Source organism: Bradyrhizobium sp. SZCCHNS30572 (assembly GCF_032484415.1).
GTDB lineage: Bacteria > Pseudomonadota > Alphaproteobacteria > Rhizobiales > Xanthobacteraceae > Bradyrhizobium.
In genome coordinates this window covers 353,877-360,000 of the sequence record NZ_JAUESY010000007.1, presented here as the reverse complement: position 1 = coordinate 360,000, position 6,124 = coordinate 353,877, and the positions used below count along the sequence as shown (strand labels likewise).

The following is a 6,124-nucleotide window of genomic DNA, read 5'->3' as shown; positions in this document are numbered from 1 at the left end:
ACCAGCTATTTCCCAGTTTGATTGGCCTTTCACCCCTAACCACAAGTCATCGGAGCCTTTTTCAACAGGCACCCGTTCGGTCCTCCAGTGAGTGTTACCTCACCTTCAACCTGCTCATGGCTAGATCACTAGGTTTCGGGTCTAATACAACGAACTTGACGCCCTGTTCAGACTCGCTTTCGCTACGCCTACGCCTATCGGCTTAAGCTTGCTCGTTAAATTAAGTCGCTGGCCCATAATACAAAAGGTACGACGTCACCCAGAACGCATCTTGGGCTCCGTCTGTTTGTAGGTGTCCGGTTTCAGGTCTATTTCACTCCCCTCGTCGGGGTGCTTTTCACCTTTCCCTCACGGTACTGGTTCACTATCGGTCGCTGAGGAGTACTTAGGCTTGGAGGGTGGTCCCCCCATGTTCAGACAGGATTGCACGTGTCCCGCCTTACTCGAGCATGAATGTTCGCATTACCCATACGGGGCTATCACCCTCTGAGGCCCTGCTTTCCTGACAGGTTCTGGTTGGCTTACATTCATGACTGGCCTGGTCCGCGTTCGCTCGCCACTACTAGCGGAGTCTCGGTTGATGTCCTTTCCTCCAGGTACTTAGATGTTTCAGTTCCCTGGGTTCGCTTGAAACCTCCTATGTATTCAGAAGTCTCATACCTTCTCTTGATAACCGGAAATCCAAAACCTCACGGCCTTGAATTCTCACAGTCTCCTGGTCGAACACCAAGACCAAGGTCTTGGAGTTCCGGCTATCGAAGGTGGGTTTCCCCATTCGGAAATCCGCGGATCAAAGCTTCTTCGCAGCTCCCCACGGCTTATCGCAGCGTAGCACGTCCTTCATCGCCTCTCAGCGCCAAGGCATCCACCGAACACCCTTAAGGCACTTGATTGCTCTCATTATCAATGTCCACACACTCGGCAGAATGTTCACCGCTCCCACAAGTCCGTAAGGACAAGCGTTGGAGCAGCGCGGACACTGATTAGAAAGACCAGCTTGCTTCTTAAGATCGAACCGATAGCCGTGCGGTCAAGCGCAGCTAACAGAGTCATTTACAACAGACAGGATGCTTCACAGCTTCCAGCCTGCGCCGAAATGACCCGGAGATAGTGAAGTGTCAGTGCATAGTCGAAGCGCGGACCGCTTGCGCGGTGACGCTCCATTGCACGACCCAACTCGGATCGATCTCCTCTTCACGATGTCAGATAACACGCAGTCTTCTGTAATCCCGGTGAGGATCAGAAGATGCGAAATGTTGTCTCGCGGACGATGTTGAACCAGCGCTGTCAAGCGATCGCTCGGCGATCAGACCATCTGGTGGAGCCAGACGGGATCGAACCGACGACCTCATGCTTGCAAAGCACGCGCTCTCCCAGCTGAGCTATGGCCCCGTAACCAGAAGACGAATGCCAAGCCAGACCAGAGAGTGAGAGACGCCAGAAAGTGGTGGGCCTGGGAAGACTTGAACTTCCGACCTCACGCTTATCAAGCGCGCGCTCTAACCAACTGAGCTACAAGCCCTAACGCTCGAAGCTCGTCGCCACCCTGCCCGCGAGGGCAAATGCAGCAACCGCGCAGCCCCAGGCAGCGTGTTCGTCCGCGAAGAAAGAGAAACGAAGACGGCGAAATCCCGCCAATGGAGCTCAAGCAAGATCTGGCGATCTTGATGGCCCCTGATGTTTCTAAAACAGCTCGATAGCTGACCGGTCCGAAGACCAGCCGATCCGAAGATCATGCTGAAGAGCCATCCTTAGAAAGGAGGTGATCCAGCCGCAGGTTCCCCTACGGCTACCTTGTTACGACTTCACCCCAGTCGCTGACCCTACCGTGGTCGGCTGCCTCCATTGCTGGTTAGCGCACCGCCTTCAGGTAAAGCCAACTCCCATGGTGTGACGGGCGGTGTGTACAAGGCCCGGGAACGTATTCACCGTGGCGTGCTGATCCACGATTACTAGCGATTCCAACTTCATGGGCTCGAGTTGCAGAGCCCAATCCGAACTGAGACGGCTTTTTGAGATTTGCGAAGGGTTGCCCCTTAGCTTCCCACTGTCACCGCCATTGTAGCACGTGTGTAGCCCAGCCCGTAAGGGCCATGAGGACTTGACGTCATCCCCACCTTCCTCGCGGCTTATCACCGGCAGTCTCCTTAGAGTGCTCAACTAAATGGTAGCAACTAAGGACGGGGGTTGCGCTCGTTGCGGGACTTAACCCAACATCTCACGACACGAGCTGACGACAGCCATGCAGCACCTGTGTTTCGGGCTCCGAAGAGAAGGTCACGTCTCTGCGACCGGTCCCAAACATGTCAAGGGCTGGTAAGGTTCTGCGCGTTGCGTCGAATTAAACCACATGCTCCACCGCTTGTGCGGGCCCCCGTCAATTCCTTTGAGTTTTAATCTTGCGACCGTACTCCCCAGGCGGAATGCTTAAAGCGTTAGCTGCGCCACTAGTGAGTAAACCCACTAACGGCTGGCATTCATCGTTTACGGCGTGGACTACCAGGGTATCTAATCCTGTTTGCTCCCCACGCTTTCGTGCCTCAGCGTCAGTATCGGGCCAGTGAGCCGCCTTCGCCACTGGTGTTCTTGCGAATATCTACGAATTTCACCTCTACACTCGCAGTTCCACTCACCTCTCCCGAACTCAAGATCTTCAGTATCAAAGGCAGTTCTGGAGTTGAGCTCCAGGATTTCACCCCTGACTTAAAGACCCGCCTACGCACCCTTTACGCCCAGTGATTCCGAGCAACGCTAGCCCCCTTCGTATTACCGCGGCTGCTGGCACGAAGTTAGCCGGGGCTTATTCTTGCGGTACCGTCATTATCTTCCCGCACAAAAGAGCTTTACAACCCTAGGGCCTTCATCACTCACGCGGCATGGCTGGATCAGGGTTGCCCCCATTGTCCAATATTCCCCACTGCTGCCTCCCGTAGGAGTTTGGGCCGTGTCTCAGTCCCAATGTGGCTGATCATCCTCTCAGACCAGCTACTGATCGTCGCCTTGGTGGGCCGTTACCCCACCAACTAGCTAATCAGACGCGGGCCGATCTTTCGGCGATAAATCTTTCCCCGTAAGGGCTTATCCGGTATTAGCACAAGTTTCCCTGTGTTGTTCCGAACCAAAAGGTACGTTCCCACGCGTTACTCACCCGTCTGCCGCTGACGTATTGCTACGCCCGCTCGACTTGCATGTGTTAAGCCTGCCGCCAGCGTTCGCTCTGAGCCAGGATCAAACTCTCAAGTTGAACTTGAAGCTTTGAACCGGCTGATCACAACGTTTGACGAGGTCCCACCAATCGATCTCCACGCTTCACAGCGCGGAAACCATGGTGTTACCTTTGAAACATTGTCCGCCGAAGTCTTCTCGTCCGATCCCAGAACCAAAAGCCGAAGCCTTCAATCCCGAGACCCGCAAGGACTCCGCCGTCCACGTTTCTCTTTCTTCATCTTCACTTGTCAAACAGCCCGGGACCTCGGTCCCACCCTCGGATGGAGGGTGCGCCCAACATCTTCCGACGTCGATGAGCAACCGGGTTTTACCGGTTGTGCATCACTCAACAGAAGTGAGGAGCAATATTGGCGCGAATGCTCGCCTCGGTGTGTCCCGAAGCGGCGCCGCGCTCAGTGATCGGGTTTATAGGGGGGGCCGATCGGGGTGTCAACGCCCAATGTCAACAAATCGTCGCATCGAATCATTTTTTTCCGGACAGCAGGAGAACCCCGACTTCTTGCGGACTTCGTGCCCCACTTGGGCCACAATCCTGCGACGATTTGTTAAGCATCGACCTGGGTTGATTTGGGTCCAGCGGGGACTGCCATCGATTCAAGGATGATCCAGATCAAGGAAGTGGCGAGCCCTTCGCCTGATACGGCCGAGACGACATCGAGAGATCCTGAAGAACAATAGCGGTTTGCGGATTCCGGCTTTCCAGCCAGAGAGTCTCGAACCGTCAGAAGCGCGCCATCATTCCGAGCCGTTTGTCTTGGACGTTAAGCCAACCGGCAGCTGAGTGATCTCGGTGCTGACTTTGAATTTGGGGGACGAAGGTTGAACCATCGGACGTCACGCGGGGGGTATGGACGCGAGGTCGGCATGATCGATCTCGGTCATGAGCCGCCGCTATCGGTCGATGGCTCCGAGGCCGCGGTGATCGACCGCCGCCGCGTTTCCGTACAATGGTTCTCTGGTACGATTCTGACGGGTCTATGCGGCGCAGCCCTCATCGGCGGCGCCGTTTTCGCCTCGCTCGACGGCGAAATGACCTTCGCGCGCATGCCGGAGCGGATGGAGAGCGCGCTGCGCGGCGCCTTCGGTGCCAATGACCGCGTCGCCACCCTGCGCAAGAGCGACCGCCTGCCGCCGCCGAGCGAAGCGGCCGCGGCCCGCAATGTGGTGCGCATCTCGACCGTGACCCGCGCGGGATCGCGCGAGCTCATCCGGGTCCGTCCCTATGTCCGGATCTCGGGCAACCTGTCGATGACGACGAGCGATCTTTCCGCCAAGATCCCGCCGTTCAACGCCCAGCGCCTGCTGAGCGACACCGACAACGACAAGACAGGGTCCGGCGAGGATCCGAACAATCCCGAGGCCGTCGAGCCCGACGCCGAGGTCTCGTTCGTGACCAAGGATCTCGCCGCCGTGCTCCCCAAGGCGAAGATCGCAACCTCGGTGGCGCTCGACGAAATCGTCATGCGGGTCCGTGATGCGGCGAACTGGCGCGGCTACAATGGCGGCGTACGCTACGCCTCGCTTGCCAATGCCGCCGCCGACGCGGCCGGCGCGCAGGCCGTCCAAGGCGGCGACCTGAAACTGTCCTATGCCAATGACGGCACCTTGCCCGATCCTTACGCCGGCTTCGAGACCCGGGTGGTGCCGGAAAATGTCACCTTGCTCCCCAAGACCAAGGACCAGATCACCGGCGGCAATCCACTCGGCGAGCGCGTCCACCTGGTCAAGAAGGGCGATACCGTCGCCTCGATCCTGCGCGACCAGGGCGCGACGCCCGACGAAGCCAAGGCGATCGCCGCCCAGCTCGGCCCGCGCGGCCGTGACGGCGGCCTGAAGGAAGGCGAGAAACTGCGCATCCTGATGGCGCCATCCAGCCCTGCCCCCGGCGCCCGGCTACAGCCGTTCCGGGTCATCGTCGCCAACGACACCATGATCGAGGCGGTGGCCGCGCTGTCGGACCTCGGACGATACGTCGCCGTGGACGCGCAGAGCATGAACACGGTCACCGAGACCGCCGACAACACCAATGACGAGGAGGATGACGGCACCGGTGTCCGCCTCTATCAGAGCATTTACGAGACGGCGATGCGCAACAAGGTGCCCGCGCCGGTCATCGAGGACATGATCCGCATCTACTCCTACGACGTCGATTTCCAGCGCAAGGTGCAGCCTGGGGATTCGTTCGACGTCTTCTATGCCGGCGACGACGACGACAAGCCTGGCAACAACGACAAGACCGAGGTGCTGTTCACTTCGCTGACGGTCGGCGGCGAGACCAAGAAATACTACCGGTTCCAGACCCCCGACGACAGTGTCGTCGACTATTACGACGAGACCGGCAAGAGCGCGAAGAAGTTCCTGGTGCGCAAGCCGGTCAACAACGCGATCATGCGCTCCGGCTTTGGCGGCCGCCGCCATCCGATTCTCGGCTTCGTGAAGATGCACACCGGCGTCGACTGGGCCACCGCCTACGGCACCCCCATTTTCGCCTCCGGCAACGGCGTGCTCGAGAAGGTCGGCCAGGAAGGCGGCTACGGCAAATATATCCGCATCAAGCACAACAACGGATACGAGACCGCCTACGGCCACATGTCGGCGTTTGCCAAGGGCATGGAGCCCGGCAAGCGCGTGCGCCAGGGCCAGGTCATCGGTTTCGTCGGCTCGACCGGCATGTCGACCGGCCCGCACGTCCACTATGAGATCCTCGTCAACGGCCGCTTCGTCGACCCGATGCGCGTGAAGCTGCCGCGGGGCCGGTCGCTCGAGGGCCCGATCATGGCCAACTTCGAGAAGGAGCGCGACCGCGTCGACCAGATGATGACCAGCCGCGGCACCGGCGCCTCGCGCATCTCCGACGCCGGCCCGATCCAGGTCAGCCGGTGAGCGAGGCCCCTCG

At 58.8% G+C, this 6,124-nt stretch carries 1 protein-coding gene, 2 tRNA genes and 2 rRNA genes (1 of these 5 running past the window's edge); 1 reads left to right on the top strand and 4 read right to left on the bottom strand.

Annotation, left to right across the window (positions count from 1 at the left end):
* From QX048_RS21405 to QX048_RS21390, 4 genes are all read right to left on the bottom strand, one after another.
* Positions 1 to 893: ribosomal RNA gene (locus QX048_RS21405) — 23S ribosomal RNA — on the bottom strand (it extends 1,952 nt beyond the left edge of the window).
* A gap of 423 nt (positions 894 to 1,316) precedes the next feature.
* Positions 1,317 to 1,392, bottom strand: a tRNA-Ala gene (locus QX048_RS21400).
* Between the two features lie 53 nt (positions 1,393 to 1,445).
* Positions 1,446 to 1,522: transfer RNA gene (locus QX048_RS21395), tRNA-Ile, on the bottom strand.
* Positions 1,523 to 1,755: 233 nt separating this feature from the next.
* Positions 1,756 to 3,244, bottom strand: a 16S ribosomal RNA gene (locus QX048_RS21390).
* Together the 16S and 23S rRNA genes with 2 tRNA genes alongside form the textbook arrangement of a ribosomal RNA operon.
* Before the next feature lie 803 nt (positions 3,245 to 4,047).
* Here QX048_RS21390 and QX048_RS21385 point away from each other — a divergent pair.
* Positions 4,048 to 6,111 (top strand): M23 family metallopeptidase, encoded by a 2,064-nt coding sequence (locus QX048_RS21385; protein WP_315753801.1) that lies wholly within the window; start codon positions 4,048 to 4,050, stop codon positions 6,109 to 6,111.
* The last annotated feature ends 13 nt before the right edge of the window (positions 6,112 to 6,124 follow it).